General features: G+C 37.9%; 21 protein-coding genes. 15 read left to right on the forward strand and 6 right to left on the reverse strand.

Annotation, left to right across the window (positions count from 1 at the left end; genetic code table 11):
* The 4 genes from H7254_RS16780 to H7254_RS16795 all read left to right on the forward strand — a co-directional run.
* A partial coding sequence (locus H7254_RS16780; RefSeq protein WP_301934069.1) for a CoA-binding protein occupies positions 1-319 on the forward strand: 319 nt, incomplete at its 5' end.
* Positions 320-467: 148 nt separating this feature from the next.
* A complete protein-coding gene (locus tag H7254_RS16785; RefSeq protein WP_301920967.1) occupies positions 468-938 on the forward strand; it encodes a hypothetical protein in 471 nt (156 codons plus the stop codon).
* A gap of 75 nt (positions 939-1,013) precedes the next feature.
* Positions 1,014-2,597, forward strand: a complete 1,584-nt coding sequence (locus tag H7254_RS16790; RefSeq protein ID WP_301934070.1) for a T9SS type A sorting domain-containing protein — start codon at positions 1,014-1,016, stop codon at positions 2,595-2,597.
* A gap of 353 nt (positions 2,598-2,950) precedes the next feature.
* Positions 2,951-3,424, forward strand: a complete 474-nt coding sequence (locus H7254_RS16795) for a ribonuclease H-like YkuK family protein (protein WP_301920969.1) — start codon at positions 2,951-2,953, stop codon at positions 3,422-3,424.
* Between the two features lie 163 nt (positions 3,425-3,587).
* Here H7254_RS16795 and yihA read toward each other — a convergent pair whose 3' ends face one another.
* Positions 3,588-4,232, reverse strand: a complete 645-nt coding sequence (gene yihA, locus H7254_RS16800) for a ribosome biogenesis GTP-binding protein YihA/YsxC (protein ID WP_301934071.1) — start codon at positions 4,230-4,232, stop codon at positions 3,588-3,590.
* A gap of 198 nt (positions 4,233-4,430) precedes the next feature.
* Here yihA and ubiE point away from each other — a divergent pair, with 198 nt between their 5' ends.
* The 7 genes from ubiE to H7254_RS16835 all read left to right on the forward strand — a co-directional run bounded on the left by ubiE (position 4,431) and on the right by H7254_RS16835 (position 13,942).
* Positions 4,431-5,174: a bifunctional demethylmenaquinone methyltransferase/2-methoxy-6-polyprenyl-1,4-benzoquinol methylase UbiE gene (gene ubiE, locus H7254_RS16805; protein WP_301934072.1), complete on the forward strand. Its 744-nt coding sequence runs from the start codon at positions 4,431-4,433 to the stop codon at positions 5,172-5,174.
* Positions 5,147-5,878: a porin family protein gene (locus tag H7254_RS16810; RefSeq protein ID WP_301920972.1), complete on the forward strand. Its 732-nt coding sequence runs from the start codon at positions 5,147-5,149 to the stop codon at positions 5,876-5,878. The genes ubiE and H7254_RS16810 overlap by 28 nt, the downstream gene beginning before the upstream one ends.
* A gap of 474 nt (positions 5,879-6,352) precedes the next feature.
* Positions 6,353-7,714, forward strand: coding sequence for a dihydroorotase (locus tag H7254_RS16815; protein WP_301934073.1), 1,362 nt, complete (start codon positions 6,353-6,355; stop codon positions 7,712-7,714).
* Between the two features lie 165 nt (positions 7,715-7,879).
* Positions 7,880-9,196, forward strand: a complete 1,317-nt coding sequence (locus tag H7254_RS16820) for a DNA mismatch repair protein MutS (RefSeq protein WP_301934074.1) — start codon at positions 7,880-7,882, stop codon at positions 9,194-9,196.
* A 205-nt stretch (positions 9,197-9,401) separates the two neighbouring features.
* Positions 9,402-11,201: an ABC transporter ATP-binding protein gene (locus H7254_RS16825; protein ID WP_301920975.1), complete on the forward strand. Its 1,800-nt coding sequence runs from the start codon at positions 9,402-9,404 to the stop codon at positions 11,199-11,201.
* 214 nt (positions 11,202-11,415) lie between these two features.
* Entirely contained in the window at positions 11,416-12,963 is a 1,548-nt protein-coding gene (locus H7254_RS16830) for a YifB family Mg chelatase-like AAA ATPase (RefSeq protein WP_301920976.1), read from the forward strand.
* Between the two features lie 46 nt (positions 12,964-13,009).
* Complete coding sequence (locus H7254_RS16835; RefSeq protein WP_301934075.1) at positions 13,010-13,942, forward strand: NAD-dependent epimerase/dehydratase family protein; 933 nt, start codon at positions 13,010-13,012, stop codon at positions 13,940-13,942.
* A 43-nt stretch (positions 13,943-13,985) separates the two neighbouring features.
* On the opposite strand, the gene H7254_RS16840 is transcribed toward H7254_RS16835, so the two are convergent.
* Together H7254_RS16840 and H7254_RS16845 are read right to left on the reverse strand one after the other, a co-directional pair.
* Positions 13,986-14,861, reverse strand: coding sequence for a hypothetical protein (locus H7254_RS16840; protein ID WP_301934076.1), 876 nt, complete (start codon positions 14,859-14,861; stop codon positions 13,986-13,988).
* Entirely contained in the window at positions 14,858-15,649 is a 792-nt protein-coding gene (locus H7254_RS16845; RefSeq protein WP_301934077.1) for a DUF4422 domain-containing protein, read from the reverse strand. The genes H7254_RS16840 and H7254_RS16845 overlap by 4 nt, the downstream gene beginning before the upstream one ends.
* A gap of 149 nt (positions 15,650-15,798) precedes the next feature.
* Between H7254_RS16845 and H7254_RS16850 the strand changes: the two genes are divergently transcribed.
* Complete coding sequence (locus H7254_RS16850; RefSeq protein WP_301934078.1) at positions 15,799-16,554, forward strand: glycosyltransferase family 2 protein; 756 nt, start codon at positions 15,799-15,801, stop codon at positions 16,552-16,554.
* Positions 16,555-16,583: 29 nt separating this feature from the next.
* Here the strand turns inward: H7254_RS16850 and H7254_RS16855 are convergent, their stop codons facing one another.
* The gene (locus tag H7254_RS16855) at positions 16,584-17,456 is read right to left on the reverse strand and encodes a glycosyltransferase family 2 protein (protein ID WP_301934079.1); all 873 of its coding nucleotides are present in this window, start codon (positions 17,454-17,456) and stop codon (positions 16,584-16,586) included.
* Positions 17,457-17,688: 232 nt separating this feature from the next.
* Here H7254_RS16855 and H7254_RS16860 point away from each other — a divergent pair, with 232 nt between their 5' ends.
* The 3 genes from H7254_RS16860 (at position 17,689) to H7254_RS16870 (ending at position 21,079) form a co-directional block, all read left to right on the forward strand.
* Complete coding sequence (locus H7254_RS16860) at positions 17,689-19,491, forward strand: ABC transporter ATP-binding protein (RefSeq protein WP_301934080.1); 1,803 nt, start codon at positions 17,689-17,691, stop codon at positions 19,489-19,491.
* Between the two features lie 190 nt (positions 19,492-19,681).
* The gene (locus tag H7254_RS16865) at positions 19,682-20,125 is read left to right on the forward strand and encodes a DUF983 domain-containing protein (protein ID WP_301920983.1); all 444 of its coding nucleotides are present in this window, start codon (positions 19,682-19,684) and stop codon (positions 20,123-20,125) included.
* An 87-nt stretch (positions 20,126-20,212) separates the two neighbouring features.
* Positions 20,213-21,079 carry a UbiA family prenyltransferase gene (locus H7254_RS16870; RefSeq protein WP_301934081.1) on the forward strand — a complete coding sequence of 289 codons (867 nt, stop codon included), beginning with the start codon at positions 20,213-20,215 and terminating at the stop codon, positions 21,077-21,079.
* A gap of 13 nt (positions 21,080-21,092) precedes the next feature.
* Here the strand turns inward: H7254_RS16870 and H7254_RS16875 are convergent, their stop codons facing one another.
* Positions 21,093-22,025 (reverse strand): phosphatase PAP2 family protein, encoded by a 933-nt coding sequence (locus tag H7254_RS16875; protein WP_301934082.1) that lies wholly within the window; start codon positions 22,023-22,025, stop codon positions 21,093-21,095.
* Positions 22,022-22,651, reverse strand: a complete 630-nt coding sequence (locus tag H7254_RS16880) for a phosphatase PAP2 family protein (protein WP_301934083.1) — start codon at positions 22,649-22,651, stop codon at positions 22,022-22,024. Before H7254_RS16880 ends, H7254_RS16875 begins: the two co-directional genes overlap by 4 nt.
* Between the last annotated feature and the right edge of the window lie 29 nt (positions 22,652-22,680).

A 22,680-nucleotide genomic window follows, 5' to 3' on the forward strand; every position in this document is an offset into this window, starting at 1 on the left:
ACGGTACAGTTATCTGGCCGTACAAAAATTATCAGCACATCAGCATCCTGTAGTAGCGCTCGGTATAAAAAACGGGGCCATTGGCACCACAGTAATTGAAACGGAAAAAAAATTGCTGAACGATATTGATACCGTAACGCTATATATCAACCCATCCCTGCAACCGGCTTATTACGACTACATATTATCGCTGCATCCCAACAGAATTATTTTTAACCCCGGTACAGAAAATGAAGAGCTGCAGGCACTGGCGCACAAAAATAACATTGCAACCCAGGAGGCCTGTACCTTGGTTTTACTAAGTACAGGGCAATACTAATAAAATTGCTGTACCCAATAATGTATCTTAAAAATCACCTTCCCAACAGGAAAAATCCGCTGTACAAAATAATATTTACAGATTAGCGTTTATCCATGGTACAAGTAAAACTATTGCCCATGCTATAGTTTATCCAAATACCGATACCATGAAACACCTTGCAACAATTACCCTTATGGTGCTGCTTATCCTTAAAGCAGTATCCAGCTTTGCACAACAAGCCACAGAAAGCAGAACATTACCCGTTAAGCCCGCCTTATTCAGTAAGTTTCCAGACGTTATCAACTGCACTGCCACTCAATTAAATAATTTTTTTAATGGGCACCCAGGCGAAAATATCAATGTGTCTTTTAGCAATACCCTTATCCTAAGTGGAAATATAAAAAGCAACATTTCAAAATACAGCAACCTGCAAACGGTGGTAGTTAAACTGCCTCTTTTTAATAATATTTTATTCACGCTTTCTAAAAGAGCCGATCAACAAAACAACATTGTTTATGTGGGGCATTTGTTTGACCCTGCATACGCAGATGGATATGAATTAAAAAAAATCAGTCCGGAAAATTACCAGTTTATTAAAATAATCATGGACAAAGTTTTACCTACCTGTAATCAATAAATAACACCCTTATTATCCGAATAAATCCTTATCCTTACACCACTCCGCTTTACCCGCGGAAAGAAAAACCACGAAATGAAAAAACCTTCTACCCCCTGTATGCTTTTGCTGGCATTGCTGGTTTCTTTCAATGTTTATAGCTTGCCCCAATTAAGTAGTTTACCCGCTGCAACTGCAACCATTTTTTTAAACTTCAACGGCGAAAACGTAAACAATTCCCTTTGGCAGGGCGGTACACCATTTACCTGCGCACCTGCAGGGATGACAGATGCCCAGATAACAGAAATATTCAACAGGGTTTCTGAAGATTACCGGCCTTTTAATATCAATATCACGACCGATTCTACCGTATTTTTAGCAGCTCCCCTCAATACCAGAATTATGGTTATAATAACTTCTACCAGTGCGTGGTTTCCCGGTGTTGGGGGTGTTTCCTACGTTGGATCTTTTACCTGGGGAGATGATACGCCCTGCTTTGTTTTTTGTGACAGGCTTGGCCCTAACAGTACAAAATATGTAGGCGAATGTTGCTCGCACGAAAGCGGTCATACCGTTGGTTTGTCTCATCAGTCAACTTATGATGGATCCTGCAATTTAACCGCAACCTATAACGTAGGAACGGGGTCGGGCCAGGTTGCCTGGGCGCCTATTATGGGCAACAGTTATTACCGCAATATGAGTGGCTGGAACAACGGGCCAACGCCTTACGGCTGCACCGCTGTACAGGATAATCTTTCCATCATTACATCGCAAAACGGTTTTACTTACAGGCAGGATGATTATAGCGATGACATCAGCAGCAATCCAACGGCCATCAATCTTTCACCCGTTCCGGTAAATGGTATCATTAGCACTTCTACCGATCTGGATGCTTTTAAATTTACGATTGCAGTCAATTCAAATTTTCGTATTGATGTAAACCCATACAGTATAGGCGCCAATAACTCAGGGGCCGACCTTGATGTAAAAGTAAAACTATACAATGCTGCAAAAGTGCTGATAAATAATTATGATCCTACAGACAAAATGAATGTTTCAATAGATACTATTTTAAACGCTGGCGACTATTACATGGTAATACAGGGCGCTGGCAATACCAATACCAGTGATTATGGCAGCCTTGGCTCCTATACCATTACAGGTTTGCAGGGTACTCTGCCTATTCACCAGGTAAGCCTTTCAGGCAAATCAGAAAAAAATAAACACATGCTTAACTGGAATATAATTTCTGATGAAGCTATTCAATCCATCACGGTAGAATCTTCTTTAACCGGCAATAATTTCAGTACTGTTACCCACTTAAATGGTGCTGCTAACAGTTATGGTTATACGCCCTATCAGCACAACGATGTGTATTACCGCCTTAAAGTAACTTCTGTTTTAAATCAAACAGTTTACTCCAATACCATTGTATTAAAAGATGTTGATAAAACTGCTTCGTTATTTACCGTATCAACTTTTGTACGCAACCAGCTTACTGTTACCGCAACAGCCGGCTATCATTACCAGTTGAATGATGTCAACGGTAACATCATTGCTAAAGGTGAGGGTAAACAGGGTTTTAACCAGGTGAATATGGATCGCCAGCCATCCGGGATGTATATTTTACAACTGATAAACAACAACCAAAAACAAACGGAAAGAATTATAAAACAGTAAGGTAGCGTCATGTGTAAGTTAAAGGGTCAGCGTAAGGGGCTGGCCCTTTTTTAATTTTCTACCTACCCGTTTTCCAACCAGCGGTAACACCCCATCAACTACCCCGCAAATAAATACTAACTATAGCTTTTGCGTTCCCATTGGGTAGTACCTTTCATAAGGATGAGCTGTAATTCAGTGTACTAAAGGGTTACCGCTATTTTGATACATACAATTTATATTCCTGTAATTGCAATTTGGGGAGTGCTTTTGTTAATCTGGTTCCTTAAATAAATATTAATTTATTACTTCCGCCGGGCATTGCGGTAAATGATATTCATTTTTTTGGTAACTTTAGAAAACCCCCTTTTTATATGTTATGGAGAAAATTTAATGGTGATCCCATTCAACTACCCATCAAACAAGCGGTAGAAGACACAATCAAAAGAGAAACAATAGCAGGCAACCATCTTAAGGTTTGCATTGGTACCGACAGCCAGGTAAAAGGTAAAGAAACCGAATTTGCGACAGTAATTGTTTTTTTACGCCAGGGCCGTGGTGGCTTTATGTTTATTCACAACGAAAAAACTTTGGTAAAGTACAGCATTAAAGAACGCATGCTGGTAGAGGTTGCCAAAAGTATTGAAATTGCATACGAATTATGCGACCTTTTTACTTTGTATGATGTAGATATGGAAGTACATGCCGACATCAATACCAACCCGCAGTTTAAAAGTAACGAAGCATTGCGGGAAGCCATGGGCTACATTCTGGGTATGGGCTTTGCTTTTAAAGCCAAGCCGGAAGCCTTTGCCAGCAGCAGTTGTGCAAACAAAGTAGTGAATTAACAGGCTGTTTTTATAGTAATGGTTGTATAGTAAATTATACAAACTATAAAGCTGACTCTAAGATATTTTTAAAATAAATTGATTACGCTAATTATTACTGACCTGCCGGCAGGCAGAAAGGCATAGCGGTTAAAACAATAACAGCCACGCACATATGCCTGGGTTATGCTTCTTTCTTTGTTTCATTTTTTTCATCTATCAGGTGCAGTATTTTATCTTTTCCTAATTTTTTATTGGCACTGCTTACAAAATGCTGTGGTAAAAACTGCCAGGTTTTTCTTAATCTTTCTAAAAATAATTTTACGTTTTTTGCTACCACGGCCTGTGTTTCTTTATCGGCCTTGGTAAATACCAATGTAAAAGGAAGCTGCCATGCATCCAGTTGGTTTAAAAAATCAAGATCCAGTTTTTGCGGAGTGTGCCGGGCGTCAATCAAAACAAAAACCATTTCCAGATTCGTTCTTTTACGCAGATAATTTTCTATCATCTGTTCCCATCTTCTTCGGCTGCGAATGCTTACTTTGGCAAAGCCGTAACCCGGCAAATCTACCAGAAACCACTTTACATTTTCCCCTTCTTTTTTAGGGTTGATGGCAGAAGCTGAAACAATTTCAAAATGATTAATGAGCTGTGTTTTACCAGGGGTGCCGGAGGTTTTAGCCAGTTTATCATTGTTGCAAAGCATATTGATGAGCGAAGATTTACCCACATTGCTTCGGCCAATAAACGCATATTCTTTTTTATCTGGTGCAGGGCACTTTTCAAAATCGGGACTGCTGATGATATATTTTGCAGATTTTATTAGCATGCCGCAAAGATAGGCCAAAGGCTGAAAGCAGCAGGATGAAAGCAGGTGGCAGAAAGCAGAAGATTTTTAAAGCGATCATATATTTATGCTTTGCCTTCAACTTTAAGCTGCAAACCTTCTGCCTGAAATGTTAAACAAAACTTACTATCTTCAACAACAACTGTCGTAAAAAACCTAATCCTATATCTTTGCACCACAATGACACAATTTGCACACGACACCGTTGTTCCGTCAAAAGGTTCTGATCTTTCAAAAAAAGACCAGGTGGCAGATATGTTTAATAGTATTGCTTACCGATATGATTTTTTAAATCGCTTTTTAAGTGCCGGTGTTGATGTCTGGTGGCGTAAAAAAGCCATACGTGAGTTGAAAAAATTGAAACCTAAAAATATCCTGGATGTGGCCACCGGTACAGCAGACGTGGCTATCATGGCTACCACACTGTTAGATGCTGAAAAAATTACGGGCATTGATATCAGCGATGGTATGCTGGAAATTGGCCGGGCGAAAATTAAAAAAAAGGGTCTTGAAAAAACCATCGAACTTTTAAATGGAGACAGCGAAACAATAAAATTTGCCGACAACTCGTTTGATGCAGTAACCGTGGCATTTGGTGTTCGAAATTTTGAACACCTGGAAAAGGGTCTGGCAGAAATAAAAAGAGTTTTAAAACCCGGCGGAAAATTAGTGGTACTTGAATTTAGCCAACCTAAAACTGCCGGTGTTACTCAGCTATATAATGTGTACATGAAATTGGTGGCACCCAATGTGGGAAAGATATTTTCGAAAAACCGCAATGCATATAAATATTTAGACGAATCAATTAAAAAATTTCCCGAAGGCAAAAACTTTACTTTAATCCTGGATAACCTGGGATACACAAACACTTATTGTAAACCATTGAGCTTAGGAATATGCAGCATCTATTGCGGAGAAAAATAACCTCCATCACCATCGTTTTTTTATTACTCCCGTTTATCGGGCTATCTCAGTTACGCAGCGAATTGAACCAGCCCGAACATGATAATAAACCCTATCATTTTGGTATTAATCTTGGCTTTAATAAATCGCATTTTAGTTTTACACACCACCCGGTTTTTTTACAACAGGATAGTGTTATGGCCATTGAAAGCATAAACAGCACCGGTCTTAACCTGGCCTGGTTGGTTAACTTATCGCTGACCAATCATTTTGATTTACGCACTTATCCGCTCAATTTAACCTTTAGTGAAAAAGCATTTGAATACACACTGAAGTATCCGGATGTTCCTGGTGGCGAAAGTAAATTAACCATCAAAAAAGTGCAGTCTATCACGCTTAGTTTGCCCATTCAGATTAAGTTTAGCAGCGACCGCATCGACAACATGAAAGTGTATACAATGGCGGGGGTTAAATTTGATTATGATCTTGCGGCCAATGCCGGTAAAAACAATGGGGAGGAAATAATTAAATTAAACAAATTTGATTATGGAATTGAGGGTGGCATTGGCTTTCACATTTACTTTCCTTACTTTGTATTAACTCCCGAACTTAAAGTAAGCTGGGGATTGGCCAACCTGCACAGCAGAAATCCTGCACTTAAATTTTCAAGCAATATTGATAAAATCAACAGCCGGATGATTTCATTTTCTTTAACAGTAGAGTAAAATAATAGTTGCACTTTATTTTAAATCATCTATATAAAAATCATATTGTTTATCGCATTATAGCTTTCTATATGAATCTTTGAAATATAAATAATCCCTGTAAAAACCTCCAACTATAAATACAGCTGGTAAATTGCAATACCAATAAATTCCTGAAAGCTGGCAGCCAGCGGATGTTTGTAATGAGCATAGTTGTAAACAAACAGGTGGATTGCTTTTTTAATACTATAAAATACCTGGCCTGCTGTACTAAATATTTATCACTACCTGCTTTGATGTTTTAGGAATGAATACCCGTGTTCGCCTACTGTTTAATTTATAGCTATGCAATAAATTAACAGTCCTTGTCTGCCATCCTCACCAGGTTGATACCGCCCTTGTAGCAAACGCAAAAATAAAAACTATCCATTTGAATATGCTTTTAATAATTTGCATAGAATTTTGCTTGATTAATTAAACATTTATTTTGTAGATATGGAAAAATACCTTTTTAAAAACATACAGATTGTCAACGAAGGAAAAATTGAAGTGCTTGATTTGTTAACCGATGGTGAAAGAATTGAAAAAATCGGTCACCAGTTAAATTATAAAAGCGATGTAACCGAAATAAATGGTGAAGGTAAATTTTTACTGCCCGGTGTTATTGATGACCAGGTGCACTTCAGGGAACCAGGGCTTACACACAAAGCCACTATTTATACAGAGAGCAAAGCGGCTGTGGCAGGTGGTGTTACGAGTTTTATGGAAATGCCCAATACGGTTCCCAATGCTTTAACCGTTGAATTACTGGAAGATAAATACAGCATCGCTGCCCAACACTCGCTGGCAAATTATTCATTTTTTATGGGCGTTAGCAATACCAATGCCGACGAAGTTTTAAAAGTAAATAAATTAAAAGAAAACATTTGTGGTATAAAGATTTTTATGGGCGCCAGTACCGGCAACATGCTGGTTGATAATTATGGAACGCTGGAAAAAATTTTCCGGGAAACTGAACTGCTGATTGCAACGCATTGTGAAGATGAAAAAATTATCAAAGAAAATTACCAGCGCATAAAAAAAGAAAAAGGTATTTTAACCCCCGCAGATCATCCTTTAATAAGGGATGAAAATGCCTGTTATGAATCCTCTCTGTCTGCCATACAACTGGCTAAAAAATACAATAGCCGTCTGCATATTTTACATATCAGTACCGAAAAGGAACTACAATTATTTGGCAACATGTTTCCGTTAAAACAAAAAAGAATCACGGCAGAAGTTTGTGTACACCATTTACACTTTACAGCAGATGACTATGCGCAACTAGGTTATAAAATAAAATGCAACCCCGCTATAAAAGCACCACACAATAAAGAAGCCCTATGGAAAGCCTTGCTGGATGATCGTTTGGACCTTATTGCCACAGACCACGCCCCGCATTTACTAAGTGAAAAAGATGGAGATTATGAACATGCCCATGCAGGCCTTCCGCTGGTACAACACCCTTTATTACTGATGTTGCATTATTACCAGCAAGGCAATATTTCGATAGAAAAAATTGTTGAGAAAATGAGTCATGCGGTTGCAGATTGTTTTGGCATACAGAACCGGGGTTATATCCGGGAAGGATATTTTGCCGACCTGGTGATGGTTGATCTTAAGCAGCCTTCCACAGTAACCAAAGAAAATATATTGTACAAATGTGGCTGGAGCCCGCTGGAAGGTTTTATTTTTCCCGCAACCATAACCCATACTTTTGTAAATGGTAAAATGGTGTATGGAAATGGTGTATGGGATGAATCTGTAAAGGGGCAAAGGTTGAAGTTCAATCCCCACCAACACCCAAGGAGAGATTAAAGTAACACATCCTCCGCCGGTGAGACCAGGGGGGTTTAAACGGTTAAATAAAAAATGTATCAATCAGTATAATATGAGTAACAATCCAAATAATAAAAGGTCTTCAGGCAATCCCATTTTTGGTGGAAGGCTTGCTCTAAAATCTCCCGGGAGGATGAAGTGCTTATGGAAATAGATAAAACCACACTTGCCGACCTGTCGGTACTGGATACAAATGAAGCTTTTTCAGTTTTCAGCAAACTTGATTTTTGCCTTACTGCAGGCGGCAGAATAAAATTATTTGATAATTTCAATAAGCCATTGAATAGTATTGATGCCATTACAGGTGTACAAAAAACCCTGCAGCTTATTTTGCAAAAACAACAATACTGGCCGGCACAAATTAGCAATGGCTCTGTGATGGTGATAGAGAAATTCTACCAGTCAGCGGTTGATGAAATCCCCTCCAATCCAACTGCGGTCAGTGCCTTTACATACAAGGTTTTTCATGGTCCTGATTTTTCTTTGGTAAAATATACAGCAGGCCATGGCTTCGATTTTATAAAAGGCCTGCAGTTAATGTTGCAGCATTTTTATTCAGACGATTCCCCGCTTCCGTTAAAAAAATTATTACAAAAAATTCAGCAAAACATCGGAAAAGATCAATTTGTGATTATTGAAAAAAATAATAAAATAAATGATCTTACCGTACCGCAACAATTACAACTGGCAAATTTTTTAAAGTATCAGTATAAAAATAACATGCTGGAATTAATAGACATGTACAGTCAGTTGGATGCATGGTATGGAATGGCAATGGCTGTAAAGCAATACGGTCTTAGTTTTCCTGAATTTTTAACTGGCAACCAGCCCATGCTGGAAGTAAAAGGCTTGTACCATATTTTATTAAATAATCCAGTTACGTATGATTTACAATTACACCCTGCCTGTAATTTTCTCTTTTTAACCGGAGCCAATATGGCTGGCAAAAGTACTTTCATTAAATCGGTAGGTACAGCCGTTTTTTTAGCTCATATTGGCATGGGGGTACCTGCGCAGCATATGCAACTGAGTTTGTTCGACGGCTTATTAAGCAACATAAATGTTGCCGATAATTTAAGCAAAGGTGAGAGCTACTTTTACAATGAAGTGCAGCGTATAAAATCAACCATTACAAAAATTGCGGATGGCAGAAAATGGCTGATACTGATTGATGAATTGTTTAAAGGCACCAATGTAGAAGATGCTATGAAATGTTCGTCGACTGTAATTGAGGGCCTCTTAAAAATTAAAAACTCGCTTTTTATTTTAAGTACGCACCTGTATGAAATTGGCGAAGGATTAAAAAAATATCCCAATATAAATTTTAATTATTTTGAAACCGAAGTAAAAAACGACCAGTTACTTTTTAGTTACCAGTTAAAAGAAGGCATCAGCAACGACCGGCTGGGTTACCTTATTTTAAAAAATGAAGGGGTGGTGGAAATGCTCGAGAAATTATAGAAAAGTCCCCCTCTGTGTCTCCACTGCAGCGGAAGAAAAAACAGTAAACAATTCGAAGACATCCTTATTTTATTAAGTAAATACAGGTTTGCTGTGCAGGCAATGCAGGCTCACTCAATTTTTCGCCATGGGTAAATTTATTCCCCTTATTCTTTATTCAATGTACATTTGCCATTACTTTTTTTTCATCTAACAGCATTGCAGAATGAATTTTTTCAGGATATTTAAGTACATACACATTCCCAAAAATAAACTGGCATTGTATCTTTTTTACACCATTTTATCCACGTTATTTTCGTTGTTGTCTATCAATGCCCTGGCGCCTTTCATGAATATCATTTTCAAAACAGACAGCACCATGCCGTCTGTGCAAACAAAGTCGCTCGGCAGGTTTAATAATTTCTTTGAGTTGCTGGTAAAAAATCACAGCCCATTATATGCACTTGCAATCATCTGCAGTTTGATGGTTATTTCCATCTTACTTAAAAATTTATTTGTTTATCTGTCTATCTATATTGCTACCCCCATGCGTAGTAAAATTTTGTCTGATTTTCGATTACGGCTTTACTCCAAAATTTTGCAATTACCTGTTAGCTTTTTTACAGAGCAAAAAAAAGGCGATCTGATGAGCCGTATGATTGGTGATATTGGAGAAGTACAGAATTCAATATTTACTGCTTTGGAAGGATTGATAAAAGACCCGCTCATCATTTTATCTTTTTTAATTTCCATGATAATTTTAAGCCCGCAGTTATCATTGTTTCTGCTTATTTTTTTACCGGTTACCGGGCTAATAATCGGCAGAATAAGCAAGCGGTTAAAAAAACAATCCAATGCTTATTCAGCTGCCAACGGAGAAAACCTGTCGCATGTTGAAGAAACCCTGGGCAGTATAAAAGTAATTAAAGCCTTTACTGCCGAAACAATGATGTTGCAAAAATTCAACATAGGAAATGATAAAATGTTTTTGATGCTGAATAAAATGACTCTGCGCCGCGACCTTGCAAGTCCTTTAACAGAAGTGCTGGGTGTAACGGTGCTTTGCGCCATTTTATATATCGGTGGAAGATTTGTTTTTAGCCCGGGCAACCACTTAACGGGTGGCGACCTGATGGCATTTATTTTATTGTTTGCGATGATCATAAATCCTGCAAAAAATTTATCTACCACCATCTCTAATTTACAAAAAGGCATGGGGGCCGTGGAAAGAATTGAAGACATTTTAAATGCTCCGCTTCAGGTAGAAGAAAAGCCCGATGCCATTGCTTTAACAGGCTTTAACGACCGCATTGAATTTAAAAATGTTTCCTTTAATTATGATGAAAAGCCCGTTTTAAAAAATATCAGTTTTGTAATAGAGAAAGGAAAAACAATTGCGTTGGTTGGCTCGTCAGGAGCAGGCAAATCAACAGTAGCCGATCTTATTCCAAGATTTCATGATGTAGCTGAAGGAGAAATTTTAATTGATGGGGTAAACATCAAAGATTTCACCATTCACTCGTTGCGCAAACAAATGAGCATTGTTACGCAGGAAGCTATTTTATTTAATGATACTATTGCCAGCAATATTGCATTGGGTAACATGGAAGCAACCCCTGTAGAAGTACAGGAGGCTGCTACCATTGCCAATGCGCACAAATTCATCATTCAAAAAGAAGAGGGTTATAACACCAATATCGGCGACAGGGGAATGAAGCTGAGTGGCGGCGAGCGGCAGCGGGTAACCATTGCCAGGGCTGTTTTACAAAACCCTCCGATTCTTATTTTAGATGAAGCCACGTCGGCCCTTGATACAGAAAGCGAACGACTGGTGCAGGATGCCATTGTAAACCTGATGCAGGACAGAACCTCGCTGGTGATAGCACACCGCCTGAGCACCATCCGCAATGCGGATGAAATCATTGTATTGCAAAAGGGAGAAATTATTGAGAGAGGTACGCATGATATATTGCTTGCACAAAACGGCTTTTATACCAGACTGGTAAAAATGCAGGAGATCAAATAGCAGGATATTAAAATAAACTAAACTTTTTTAAGCCTGGCGAAAAATTTTTAAATCATGCACTGCCTCGTTTATTTTTATTAAACAGTGTATCCATAAAAATATTTACTACAATTACTGTTACAATTGAACTACCAAATAAGTAGCTTTTAAAAATGGATTCCTTACCTTACCTTATCGTTCATTTCATTTCCATTTTTAAATTAATTACCCTCCCATGCTGGTAAAAACTTACGGCAGTGCTGTTTATGGTGTTGAAGCCATTACCATTGCGGTAGAAGTAAATATTAATAACCAGGGTAAATCTGATGCCATTATCGTTGGTCTTCCGGATGGTGCTGTTAAAGAAAGTTTGTTACGTGTAGAAAGTGCCATTAAAGACAATGGCTATTTTATGCCCCGCACAAGACTGATTGTAAACCTTGCCCCCGCTGACATCCGCAAAAGCGGTACTGCTTTTGATTTACCGATTGCCATGGCTACATTGGGTGCAAGTGAACAACTGATTAATCCGGAAAAATTAACCGATTATATCATTATGGGCGAGCTGAGTTTAGATGGTTCTGTAAGATCTATTAAGGGCGCATTGCCCATTGCCATACAGGCAAGAAAAGAAAATTTTAAAGGCCTTATTGTACCCAAACAAAATGCCCGGGAAGCAGCTATGGTAAACAACCTGCTGGTGTATGGTGTCGGCCATTTGAATGAAGTAATCAATTTTTTTAAAGACGATACTACTTTACAACCTGTTATTGTAAATACAAGAGAAGAATTTGCGTATGCACAAAGTGATTTTGATATTGATTTTTGTGATGTAAAAGGCCAGGAAAATATTAAGCGGGCGTTGGAAATTGCAGCGGCTGGTGGCCACAATGCAATATTGATTGGTCCGCCTGGGGCCGGTAAAACCATGCTGGCAAAGCGTTTACCAACTATCCTGCCGCCACTTTCTTTGCAGGAAGCACTGGAGACAACCAAAATTCACAGCGTGGCGGGCAAACTGCCGGAGAATGCTACCCTCATTTCCAAACGTCCTTATCGTTCGCCGCATCATACCATCAGCGATGTAGCCCTTGTTGGCGGCGGAACAAATCCGCAGCCTGGAGAAATTTCCTTGGCACACAATGGCGTATTGTTTTTAGATGAATTACCGGAATTTAAAAGAGCCGTGCTGGAAGTGATGCGGCAGCCCATGGAGGAAAGAAAAGTTACCATCAGCCGGGCAAAAATAGCGCTTGAATTTCCCGCAAGCTTTATGCTCATCGCCAGTATGAACCCCTGCCCCTGCGGCTATTTTAATCATCCCGAAAAAGCTTGTACCTGCCCGCCGGGAGCTGTACAAAAATATTTAAATAAAATTTCCGGTCCTTTACTCGACCGGATTGACCTTCATGTAGAAGTAACACCTGTAGCCTTTAGCGAATTGTCCAGTACAAAGCAATTTGAAAAAAGTGAATCCATTCGTAAACGGGTTATTAAAGCAAGAGATATACAGGAAGCCAGGTATAAAGACAGTGAAGGCGTATATGCCAATGCACAAATGAGCAGTAAAATGTTGAAAGAAATTTGTGTAATTAATACCGCCAGTCAGAATTTATTAAAGATAGCAATGGAAAAATTAAATTTATCTGCCCGGGCGTATGACAGGATTTTAAAAGTAAGCAGAACCATAGCGGACCTTTCAGAAAGTGAAGATATAAAAGCAGAACATCTTGCCGAAGCCATACAATACAGAAGCCTGGATAGAGAAGGATGGGGCGGTTAAAGGCTGCCAAAATCTATGTATTAATTTTCAATTATAATTGTTAGCAATGAAAGTATTAGTAACTGGCGGAACCGGTTTTATTGGATCATTTGTAGTAGAAGCTTTGTTGCAGGATGGTCATGAAGTGCTGGTAATTGCCAATGGACGTCAGCTGCCTGCTTACCTGGAAATGCTGACTAATCAAATAACTTATTACCAGGGTGATTTTGGCGAAACGGATATTTTGGAAAAGGCATTACCGGGCTGTGATGCAGTCATTCATTTAGCATGGTCAACGGTTCCTAAGCAAACCAAAGGGGCAACAGCGTTTGAATTTTCAAGCAACATTCCCGGCAATATTAATTTAATTGAAAAGTGCATAGATTTTAAGGTGGATAAATTTATATTTATTTCATCCGGAGGAACTGTTTACGGAATACCAGACCAAATTCCCCTTACTGAATTACATGGACTCAATCCAATTTCCAACTATGGTTTGGGTAAATTAACCATGGAAAAATTACTTCATCTGTACAATTATACGCATAATATTAAGTATACAATTTTACGTGTTTCAAATGCGTACGGCGAAAGACAAAACCTATATAAAAATCAAGGTGTAATTGGTGTATGGCTTAAAAATATTGTACAAAAAAAGAAGATTGAAATATGGGGCGATGGGTCGGTAGTAAGGGATTATGTGTATGTTAAAGACGTGGCTGCCGCTGTATTAAATGCACTGGCACAGATAAAAAATACCTCCATTTATAATATTGGTGGGGGCAAAGGTTACTCGTTAAATGATATCGTGGCGGCAATTAATACAGGGCTTAATATTGGTGTGGAAGTGGAGTACAAACCTTCCAGAAATTTTGACGTTCCTGTAAATATTTTAGACATTTCCAAAGCGCAAAAGGAAATCGGATTTAAGCCCACAATTGGCTTAGCTGAAGGAATTATCAGAACATGGAAATGGATTCAGAAAGAAGTGGTTTATTAATTGAAATCTAAAATCATTCATAGCATAAATAAAAATCTGCACCTTATTTTGAAGGTAAATATTGCAGATTGGTATTGGGAAAAACCTTGTCGAGTAATACTTTTAAACGCAGGTTGGTATTTTTTACCTTTTGGTAAAAAGGCATTTTTGAAGTGTCAAATAATTTGATTTGTTCAATTATTTTTTCATAATTCCACTGGGCAAAATAGGCTTGTATAAAAAAATTATTTATCTGCTTATCCCATAAATCTTTTGCCGGCCAATAGTGTACAATTGCAGATTTAGCTTCTGCTAAACCATAGATTTTTTCTAACGCAAGCGAAAGCGAAAATTGCTCAATAAAATATCTTGTAATTCCCTGGGCACACATTTCGTCACACACCGCCAGTATCAGTTCACAATCTTTTCCATTTTTTGTATTGGGCAAACCAACCACACCGGAGTTCCACATACGGTGTGCAGGTTGTATGGTAATACCTCCAAAAGATTTTCCCTGCACCTGCTGCCATAATTTTTTTTGTGATTTATTTTTCCTGCGGGAAAGTTCTCCTTCATTATCGTGCATTACCGCAAAACCTTTTTCCATGCTGCTTTTAATATCTGCCAGATCACCAAATAAAAAAGTATCACAATCCAAATAAACTATGGGTTCATTTGGATACAAATGGCAGGCTTTTTCAATTGCTTTAATTTTTATCCGCCAGAAAAACTGATGCGTTCCTTTCCATGCGGTTAAATCATTTTCTGTTACTTTAATGATGTGCACATGTGGCTGTAAATGCTTATAAAAGTCCTCATTATCGGTAACAATATTGATAGAGCTTACAAACTGCTTCTGTGTAAGAAATGAATAGATAGAGAATGCTGTTTGTAAATGTATTTGAGCGTTGGGGCCAAAAGCCATGTAAAGTAAATTCATAGTTTATCTTCAAATAACCCAAGGGTTAGATGTGCTGCTTTTAGTTGATGATGATAAATAAATAAATTGTGTAACCGCTCGGCCAAAAAGCCAAAAACTCTTGACTGGTAACCTTCTTTGTGCATGTTAATGCGATGTTGAACCTCTTTTAAAACAGTGAATAAAAAATGTAAATAATCATCCCACACACTCCACCTGGCAATCATCATATTGTTATAACACATTTTAGTTAACTGCCCGTAGTTATCAATACTCTTGGCAAAGTCCGGAAATTTTTCAACAACCACTTCTATCATTGCATCATAATCTTCTTTAAAATGAGCTTCTGTGTACGCATCTTTAATAGTATAAACAATACCTTTTTCTTTCATTGCCCAAACAGGTCTTTGCACAATTACATCATGACACAATAACAACTCCTGCAAAGTAGTGTATAGTTTCGGAGTTAGTATGTTATCCAATATTTTTTGAGATGTTCGGTAATAATAACGACTTCTTTTTTTTACAAAAAGCTTATACTTATCTTCAATAAAGTAGCGCCGGTAATGGCAAAGTCCCCAGGCATCTGCCTTTGTTCTATCAACATTTTTCATTACCCAATAAGCAACAGTTAATTCGCTGTAAAAAGGATTTAATTCAGACATATTATCTCCTGTATCATCTCCCTGCATAGCTAATTTTATAGGTGTAATTGCTGCACCTGCCTGCACGGGAGTAATATAATCTGCTTTTGGTAAAAGCGGGAATGGTTTGTAATAAGCACTAAATAATTGAATGGTTGGCAACATAATAAACCGCTAAATTAATTTAAAAAATAGTCTTATGCCAACAAGTTGTGTATATGACTGTTTTAAAATTAAAGAGATACAATTCTGTAACTAGTGTAAACATCTTTTCTATATGTTGATAAAGTACTACATTCATTCAAATAAAAATAATGAATTCCATTTCTGTAATCATCATTGCAAAAAACGAAGCAGAAAATATTGTGGATTGTATTATGAGTGCAAAGCAGGTTAGCAAAGATATTATTGTTGCAGAAAGCGGAAGCCAGGATAATACCCAGGCTCTTGTAATAAAGGCCGGCGCCAGGTTACTGCAAACAGACTGGAAAGGATATGGCCAAACCAGGAATGAAGCCGCTGCAATTGCCGTAAATAATTGGGTGCTGGCATTGGATGCTGATGAAAGAGTTACTCCCAAACTGGCAGCAGCCATTACAAATTTATCATTGGAAGATAACAGTATTTTATATGGATTTAAAAGAAGCAATTTTTTAGCAACAAAAAAATTAAGATTTGGCGAATGGGGCAAAGACAAAGTGTATCGCTTATATAACAAACATAATGCCGCCTGGGATTTATTGCTGGTGCATGAAAATATTATTGGCAGCGGTATTCACAAAAAATTACTACCGGGCGGGTTACTGCATTATACCATGAAAGACCTCGCCGAATACCGGGCTAAAACAATTTTATATGCCCGGCTGAGTGCTGAAAAATATGCAGACCAGGGGAGAAAAGCCACCCTGCTAAAAAGGTTTATTTCACCCACTTTTAGTTTTGTACAAAACTATATTGTACGCCTTGGATTTTTGGATGGAAAGGCAGGTTATATTACTGCCTGTACCGATTCAAAATACATCTTTCTTAAATATAAATTTCTGCATGAATTGCTTCAACAGAGAAAATAAAACAAATTAATTTTTGAGCGGCAGGATTATTAGCGGATAATTTTATAACTTTTAAAATTGAAAAGTCTTACCCCTGTCCACTTTTCTACATAATATAAAAGCCGGTTTTTCAAAGAAAAATGTTTCTTTGAAATGTCCAGTTCAAGGTGCCAGTTTTTTTCGAGGATTCTTTTTTGATACACCGCGGGGTGCGTTAATTTAAATAATTTAAGACTATCGAAATGCCCGAAATTATGGCTCAGGTCAGAGAGTTTGTATTTCGCCAGCGATTCATCTTTGTGCCAAACTTCGGCTACATGAGTATTTTTAGCCATCATAGTTTCAGCGCTTTTTACCCAGCCATAATGATAGATGTACGCATCCAGTTGCTTCACCTGTAATTTACGCTCACCTACCCTAAAACCCTGTGCATCCCGGTAACTGCGTATTTTTTTATCATTCCTGATAATACGAACTTCTTTATCGTACCACTTACGGCTATCGCCAACATAATCGTAGGTTCCGTAAAAATGCAGGTAATTAAACAACAAGCCTTCTACCCTCTTATCATCCTTGTACTGCGCACAGGCTTGTTGAATAATAGCATGATATTTTTCATGCACCGCCTCATCGCCCTGTATGTAAAAAGCCCATTCACTCTCCGGATCTGTCAGGTTAAATGCTTTGTTGGTTTCAGCAGCAAGAACGGTTCCGCTGGTATAGGTTACTGTATCCCAAACCGAATGATGAATTTTAATTTTAGGACTTTGTATGTTTCGAATTAACTGCTCTGTATCATCTTTGCTGTCGCCAATCAATACAATCATTTCATCCACCAAAGGCAATATAGATGTGATTGCTTCTACAATCGGATAATCATTTAACAGGGCATTTTTAATAATGGTAAAACCAGAAATCTTCATGGAGGAAATGATTTTGTAGTCAAAGAACCGAAATTATTTTGATAGACATCGGTTATTAAAAAACAAAATGCATTTATAGCAAAGCCGGTAGTTGACCCTTAAATATTTTGAATATTATTATTTTAATAAAATGCTGCTAAACCCAGTCTGCAATCTTGTCATTTTTTACGAACTTGTATGATATTTGACACATTGAAAATTTTCGATATAATTTTACTGATTAATTTCATACATGAAAATTTTACTTACTTATTTAAAACCATATAAAGGGCTGATTGCATTGGCGCTTTTACTGGCAGCAATCAACCAGGTATTTTCCATGCTTGACCCATTTTTTTTTGGAAAGCTTATTGATCAGTTCGCTGCTCATCCAAAAGAGACAGGTTATTATGATGCAAAAAAAGTATTTCACTCTACCGGAGCCAGACCTCATGGAGAATTTATCAGGGGTGTACTGGGCATGCTGGGTATTTTAATCAGTGTGGCCATGGTATCCAGAATTGCTAAAGCTTTCCAGGATTATTTTGGGAATGTAATTGTTCAAAAATTTGGCGCTAAAATTTTTACTGATGGGCTTCAGCATTCCATGAAACTGCCTTACCAGGAGTTTGAAGACCAGCGCAGTGGCGAAACATTGTCCATTCTTTCAAAAGTAAGACTGGATACCGAACGCTTTATCATTTCATTTATAAACGTTTTGTTTGGAATGCTGGTGGGTATTGTGTTTGTATCCATTTACGCGGTAAGATTGCATTGGTCTATCATGCCGATTTACCTGGGTGGTATGATTGTACTGGCTTTACTGACCAGCTTGCTGAGCAAGAAAATAAAAGGGATTCAAAAAAATATTGTAAAAGAAACGACTGTATTGGCAGGTACCACTACAGAGTCTTTAAGGAACATTGAATTGATAAAAAGCCTCGGATTAACCAACCAGGAAATCGGTCGTTTAAATAAAAATACTTATAAGATTCTTGACCTTGAGTTGCGCAAAGTAAAAAGCATCCGGACACTCAGTTTTATACAGGGCACTTTTGTAAACTTTCTGCGGCAGCTAATTATGTTTACTTTACTGTGGTTGGTTTTTCAGGATAAATTAACCGCAGGTGAAGTGATCACCCTTACTTTTTATTCCTTTTTTATTTTTGGTCCATTACAGGAAATCGGCAACATTATTCTTTCTTACAGGGAAGCGGAAGCTTCGTTAAATAATTTTCATACGCTGATGAATAAAGCTCCTGAACCTACAGCGGTAAATCCTAAATCGCTAGGTACAATAAATGAGCTGGCATTTAAAGGTGTAAGTTTTAAACACAGTACAGCCAGCCATAAAGCCATTGATACAATTACTTTTGATGTAACGCTTGGGGAAACCATCGCCTTTGTAGGGCCAAGCGGCAGCGGCAAGTCTACCTTAATGAAATTGCTGGTAGGCTTGTACCGGCCCCAGGAAGGCAGGATAGAATACAATGGTCTAGACGAAACCGAAATAAATTTTGATGACCTGAGAAAGCAGATTGGCTTTGTAACACAGGATACCAATCTGTTTAGCGGCACCATCAAAGAAAACCTGTTGTTTGTTAATCCGGAAGCAACTGAAAAAGATTTGACGGATGTGTTACAAAAAGCAAGTTGTACCAATTTAGTTGCCCGTGCCGAAAAGGGTTTAGACACTATGATAGGCGAAGGTGGTTTAAAATTGTCGGGCGGTGAAAAACAACGGCTGTCTATTGCCCGTGCATTGCTGAGAAAACCACATTTGCTTATTTTTGATGAAGCCACTTCTGCCCTCGATTCGTTAACGGAAGAAGAGATCACGAATACCATCAAAGATATTTCTTCAGCCAAAGAACAAATCACTATTTTAATAGCCCACCGCTTAAGTACCATCATGCACGCAGACAGAATTTATGTATTGGAACAGGGAGATGTGGTAGAAACAGGAACACATGAAAGTTTACTCACCGAAAAAGGTTTGTATTATGCCATGTGGCGTCAGCAGATTGGAGAAAGAAAAAAAATGCAATTGCAGTAAGCAAGATGTCAGATGGCTGCAATTATTGGATTTAGAACACTGATTTGTTTGATGTAATTTATTTTTCGAACTAAAAATTTCAGGACGCTTCATAAAAAAATGGGATTTTAAAATTCCCTTATCAGGAACAGGGTTCCGGTTTTTTATCCGGAGGTCAGGCGGCAACCCCTGTTTTTAATTAACTTTACACATGGAAAATAAAAGGCCCAAACCAAATTATTTATGGAGTATCCTTACAGAGCGTTGCCCCAGGTGCAGACGGGGCCCGATGTTTACACATAAAAATCCTTTTAAAAAAATAAAACTTACTTACATATTGGATATGCCGGAAAATTGCCCTGAATGCGGGCAACGATATGATCTTGAATATGGATTTTGGTTTGGTACCAGCTATGTAAGTTATGCACTGGCAGTAGCTTTTTCTGTTAGCACTTTTGTTGCATGGCTGGTGCTGATTGGTGTATCAACAGAAGATGACCGGATATTTTACTGGCTGGGTATCAATGGTGTATTATTGGTATTGATACAACCCTGGCTGATGCGCCTGAGCCGTGTTATTTATTTATACTTTTTTGTGCGTTATGATGAAAATTATAAACAGTCAAAACCATTTGAGTTTGATCACAAGGGATAATTGGTTTTTATTTTCAAGTTTAATAGAATGGCAGTTTAATGATATTTGATAAATAAGGTAACTTGCATTTAAATAAAGAATACTGCTTTGAAGCTATTTTATTTTTTAATCAATACCAATATTTTTATTGCGCTGGCAGCAGTATCACTTACGCTTGAAACACAGATACAACTTGGGATGCACCCGCAATTTCATCCCTATTTACTGCTGATTTTTTTTTCTACACTTTTTGATTATAACCTGCATCGGTTTGTAACGGTACTTACCAATAAAGATGCATTGAATTCTGTAAAACACAGATGGGTAAAAAATAATTTATCCTTTTTTTATACACTGGTAGCTGCATCCGTACTTGGCTTTTTATGGACTGTTTTTTATGCAGACATAAAAGTTTTAATTACGCTTGCTCCCATTGCCCTCCTTACATTTTTTTATTCGGTTCCGGTGTATAAAAATAGTAAACTCATTTTCAGGTTGCGGGAAATTCCCTGTTTGAAAATCTTTTTAATTTCATTTGTCTGGTCGGCTTCTACCATTCTTTTACCCGTTATTCAATCGGGGAGAATACATTCCAAAGAAAATATTTTGTTGATGCTTGCAGAACGTTTTATGTTCGTGTTTGCCATCACCATCCCTTTTGATATTAGAGATATGGAAGCAGATGCAAGGCAGGGATTAAAAACTATCCCCCTGCTGATTGGTAAAAACGCCGCCATAATTATTGCCAATATAGTATTGTTCTTATTTATGGTTGTGTTTATACAGCATTATAAATACACTGTTCTTGCATGGCTGATATATCCGCTGGCGCTTTCGGCAGCTACAACATTTATATTTATAAATAACCGGAAACTGCAGGCAACTCATTTTTACCATTACGGCATTTTGGATGGCACCCTTTTATTGCAGGGTGCTTTTACACTTGTATTATTTTATCTGAGAAACATAGTGTAGCAATATACCCAACTTACATTGCTGAGGTTAGCCGGATGTGATTTTTTTTCGTGATGAATTTACCAAAACCATAGCCCAGTGCAAATCCCATTGGAAAATCGCTGGCCCAATGTACCCCATTATTCATCATAGCAAAACTTAGCAATGCCGAAATAGTGTAGCCCAAAGGCTTTACCCATTTTACGGTTGGGTAGTTTTGAGAAATGATGGTAACAGCACTCACAAAAGTTGCTAAATGGCCCGAAGGAAAAGCATCATATTTTGTTTTGTTATTTTGAAAATCTTTCATGGAAGGGAAAGGCCGCCACCTGCCGCCAGGAATACTTGCTGCAGAAGGATTTTCCCTGCCCGTTCCATATTTCATTAGTTGTGTACCGAGGCCCAGCGCTAAAAATGATTCACCTAACTGGCTGGCTGTTTGCAATGCCCGGTTATCGTGTTTAATTTTTCCGGCAATTAAAAAACCCGCCGCCATCAAGACAACTGAAGATCCCTGACCCAAATTATAAAACGCTGTATTTACATTGTGGGGCATTTTACCCAGGTTGGTTTTTTTACCAAATAACTTCACCGTAACTATCGGAGTAAAATCTTCGGTGGCACTTATGCCATTGTATCGTGCAAAACTTTGTACCCCATCCGTAATTTGTTGGTCAAAAATTATCAGCACCGCTGTGGATGCCGCAATAATCCCCAGTTTATACAAATTTTGTTTTTGAAAAGATTGCTTTGTATAACCAACAGCATCACCGGGAATGTGGGTTAAAAAATCAAACGTTTTGGGCTTATTACACGTAAAGGAGTCGCCGTTTTTTTCGTAATAAATTTTTTGTTTAGCCGAAGGTGCAGCACTGTCTGCTAAAGCAGGCAAACTATCAATGCTGGCATTTGCAAAAACAATTACCGGACTCATAATAAATAGCAGCGCTATAAATTTTTTTATCATAATAAAACCGTTGCTGGTGTTTTGTGTGTTGTATGTTTTTTATGTATCCATTTTTCTGCTTTGTAAGCAAGCCAGGCACTGCCAGCACCAACAACGGCACCTGCCAATACATCTGTTGGGTAATGAACGCCCTGGTACATTCTTGCATAACCAACAGAAGCTGCGTATAAATAGCAGGGAGCTATTACATACCATTTTGGAAAAAGCAAACTTAAAGATGTGGCAGTACAAAACGCACCAGATGTGTGGCCCGATGGCATCGAGTAACCGCCACCCGCATCCCTTTTTATTATATAACTATATGTTACAAAAGGTCTGTCTCTTTTTATAATGCTTTTAAGGCCCTGCGTAACAATTGCTGAGGCTATAAAACCACCTGCCATATAGATGGCATCTTTTTGCAACTGCTTGTCATGATTAATTAACCCTGCAGTAAAAACACTTATAGGTGCAGCAATATTAAAAACAAAAACACTTTGTGCAGTAGCTTTAAAATAATTGTTTTTAAAATTACTTTCGTTGCCGTTGATTTTTTTTAAAAGATCAATATCAAAATTTTGTGCAAAAGCACATCCTGAAAACAGTACAAAAATTGACAGCGATAGAACTGTTTTTTTAAAACCCATGGTTATTTTTGATAATAAAGATTGTAAAA

The organism is Ferruginibacter sp. (genome assembly GCF_014377975.1).
Taxonomy (GTDB): Bacteria; Bacteroidota; Bacteroidia; order Chitinophagales; family Chitinophagaceae; genus Ferruginibacter.

What these genes read in the sequence shown, in the direction of transcription:
- H7254_RS16820 (WP_301934074.1), top strand. Translation starts at nt 7,880, where the DNA reads ATGGAAATAGATAAAACCACACTTGCCGACCTGTCGGTACTGGATACA.
- H7254_RS16855 (WP_301934079.1), bottom strand. Translation starts at nt 17,456, where the DNA reads ATGAAGATTTCTGGTTTTACCATTATTAAAAATGCCCTGTTAAATGAT.
- H7254_RS16790 (WP_301934070.1), top strand. Translation starts at nt 1,014, where the DNA reads ATGAAAAAACCTTCTACCCCCTGTATGCTTTTGCTGGCATTGCTGGTT.
- H7254_RS16785 (WP_301920967.1), top strand. Translation starts at nt 468, where the DNA reads ATGAAACACCTTGCAACAATTACCCTTATGGTGCTGCTTATCCTTAAA.
- H7254_RS16830 (WP_301920976.1), top strand. Translation starts at nt 11,416, where the DNA reads ATGCTGGTAAAAACTTACGGCAGTGCTGTTTATGGTGTTGAAGCCATT.
- H7254_RS16795 (WP_301920969.1), top strand. Translation starts at nt 2,951, where the DNA reads ATGTTATGGAGAAAATTTAATGGTGATCCCATTCAACTACCCATCAAA.
- H7254_RS16840 (WP_301934076.1), bottom strand. Translation starts at nt 14,861, where the DNA reads ATGAATTTACTTTACATGGCTTTTGGCCCCAACGCTCAAATACATTTA.
- H7254_RS16875 (WP_301934082.1), bottom strand. Translation starts at nt 22,025, where the DNA reads ATGATAAAAAAATTTATAGCGCTGCTATTTATTATGAGTCCGGTAATT.
- H7254_RS16825 (WP_301920975.1), top strand. Translation starts at nt 9,402, where the DNA reads ATGAATTTTTTCAGGATATTTAAGTACATACACATTCCCAAAAATAAA.
- H7254_RS16850 (WP_301934078.1), top strand. Translation starts at nt 15,799, where the DNA reads ATGAATTCCATTTCTGTAATCATCATTGCAAAAAACGAAGCAGAAAAT.
- H7254_RS16880 (WP_301934083.1), bottom strand. Translation starts at nt 22,651, where the DNA reads ATGGGTTTTAAAAAAACAGTTCTATCGCTGTCAATTTTTGTACTGTTT.
- H7254_RS16815 (WP_301934073.1), top strand. Translation starts at nt 6,353, where the DNA reads ATGGAAAAATACCTTTTTAAAAACATACAGATTGTCAACGAAGGAAAA.
- H7254_RS16860 (WP_301934080.1), top strand. Translation starts at nt 17,689, where the DNA reads ATGAAAATTTTACTTACTTATTTAAAACCATATAAAGGGCTGATTGCA.
- H7254_RS16845 (WP_301934077.1), bottom strand. Translation starts at nt 15,649, where the DNA reads ATGTTGCCAACCATTCAATTATTTAGTGCTTATTACAAACCATTCCCG.
- ubiE (WP_301934072.1), top strand. Translation starts at nt 4,431, where the DNA reads ATGACACAATTTGCACACGACACCGTTGTTCCGTCAAAAGGTTCTGAT.
- H7254_RS16865 (WP_301920983.1), top strand. Translation starts at nt 19,682, where the DNA reads ATGGAAAATAAAAGGCCCAAACCAAATTATTTATGGAGTATCCTTACA.
- yihA (WP_301934071.1), bottom strand. Translation starts at nt 4,232, where the DNA reads ATGCTAATAAAATCTGCAAAATATATCATCAGCAGTCCCGATTTTGAA.
- H7254_RS16810 (WP_301920972.1), top strand. Translation starts at nt 5,147, where the DNA reads ATGCAGCATCTATTGCGGAGAAAAATAACCTCCATCACCATCGTTTTT.
- H7254_RS16835 (WP_301934075.1), top strand. Translation starts at nt 13,010, where the DNA reads ATGAAAGTATTAGTAACTGGCGGAACCGGTTTTATTGGATCATTTGTA.